The following is a 1,949-nucleotide window of genomic DNA, read 5'->3' as shown; positions in this document are numbered from 1 at the left end:
TTTATTTCCCGAAGGGTTATTTGTCAGAATGACAAACCGATTTCGAGCCGGCGAGAACCCATTGTCACACCACGATTTAGGGGGTGTGTATAAATGGGCACTCTCTGTGAAATTTGAAGCTTTGAAATTCCGAATGGCGCACTTATACACTCTGTCGAGTGAGTGCTAAAATGCTGAAGCATTTCCGTCAAGCGTGTGGAGGAATCTTGTAGAGAGATATAGCATAGATACCCGTATCTCTAGAGATATTTTGGTATATCCCTGCTATATCTATGGGGTATCTATGCTATATCTTTGGCTTCAAAAACGGCACCTGTTCTAAGAGCATAGAAACTCAACAGGCACAGCCTGTTTGACACCCTTTTTTTTAGGGTGGCACCGAGTTTCCTTATGCTCTTTTTCTCTGAAGCTAAACCTGTTTTATATGTCGTAGTCTTTTTATTGGGAGTGACCCCTTGCTGTACAATTTCCGGAGGTGCCGATAAGGGACGAATTTTCCCTTGTCGGTTGCCTTTGGGGATTGTAAGGGGTGGAGGCTCGGAATCAAAAGGAAACGAAATATCATTCCGAGTGTGCTTCTTTTTTCTGTTCTTGAATTCTATTATTTCCAATGTTAGAATTATGTTAACAACTTGTTAGGAGTGTGTTTGGATGGAAGAGAAAAAACAAATTGGACCTCGAATTACTGTTGAAACATTTAAAAAGCTAGAGTTATTAGCCGAACATTTTACAAAACACAATGAATTTGGAAGAGTTTCAAAAGATGCTGTAATTGAGTTTGCTATTAAGGAATTGTATAGGGACTATTTGGGAAAAGGACGCTAATTTTTGTTGAAAAACTGACTTCGGATTTGGGGTTCTTTATTATTAACTTGATTTTAATTAAACATTACAGGAAAAATTGAGGGGAAATGGATGGATAAACGCAATGGTGACGCGGTTTTCATAGCTCCAAATGATGTTGTAAAAGTGACCACTATGAATCACGTCATTGAAGTTCAGCATATGGAGAAGATGAACCGGAAAAATAATATCAAAAAATTGGACAAGGATAGGTTTGTAGACCTCTCTACTGGGGAGATCCGGGAGTTCGAGCATTCGGAAAATCGGCAGGAAAATTATAATTCTTTGAGACAAACCTTTAAGAAGCTGCGTTATTTGATAAATAACAATTTTATAGGACGGCCAAATGAATTACATATAACTTTGACATACAAGAAAAATATGACGGACACGAAAAAACTTTATAGTGATTTTCAAAATTTTATCGACAGGTTGCGTTATAAATACAAGAAAGAAAGTTCGATAGATTATTTATCGGTGGTAGAGCCACAAGGACGTGGAGCCTGGCATTGTCATGTTTTAATGCGCTTTAATGATTTGGATAAGATTTATATTAAAAATGCTGAATTAAGGAGTCTATGGGGTTTAGGATTTGTAACAATCAAGTCATTAAAGGATATAGACAACATAGGAGCCTATTTGAGCGCTTATTTGACTGATATAGACCTAGAAGATGTCCAAGACAGGGAAACAGCCTTAAAAGTGGCTTCAGAGGGCTGTGAGGTGCAAACAAAGATCGTAGAAGGTCGGGAAAAGAAATTTTTAAAAGGCGGACGGCTGCACATGTATCCTTCCGGAATGAATATGTATCGAAAATCAAAAGGGATTGTTAAGCCGGAACGGGAAGAAATGAAGTTCGGAGACATAAAAAAAGTAGTGGGTTCGGCAAAACCACACTACGAGAAAAGTTATCATGTCGAAAATGACAATTTTGAAAACACAATTTCGTTTCTCCAGTATAACACAAAACGTGATTTTTGAAGCAAAACGGTTCCTCTTTATGGAGCCGTTTTTTTTTTTTACAGAAGCGTTATTTTTTAGAAATTAAAACACAATTTGATACCGCCGTCAACCAATTTAACAACAACAAATTTAGGGGGTGTAGT

General features: G+C 37.6%; 2 protein-coding genes. Both read left to right on the top strand.

Annotated features, from left to right (window positions below; genetic code table 11):
• Window positions 1-651: 651 nt before the first annotated feature.
• Window positions 652-825, top strand: a complete 174-nt coding sequence (locus tag ACFVS9_RS34135; RefSeq protein ID WP_375839303.1) for a hypothetical protein — start codon at window positions 652-654, stop codon at window positions 823-825.
• Between the two features lie 90 nt (window positions 826-915).
• A complete protein-coding gene (locus tag ACFVS9_RS34130) occupies window positions 916-1,824 on the top strand; it encodes a hypothetical protein (RefSeq protein WP_375839305.1) in 909 nt (302 codons plus the stop codon).
• Window positions 1,825-1,949 lie beyond the last annotated feature (125 nt).

The organism is Streptomyces sp. NPDC058008, from assembly GCF_042886395.1.
In the GTDB taxonomy this organism is placed as follows: domain Bacteria; phylum Actinomycetota; class Actinomycetes; order Streptomycetales; family Streptomycetaceae; genus Streptomyces.
This window is presented reverse-complemented; position numbering and strand designations above follow the sequence as displayed.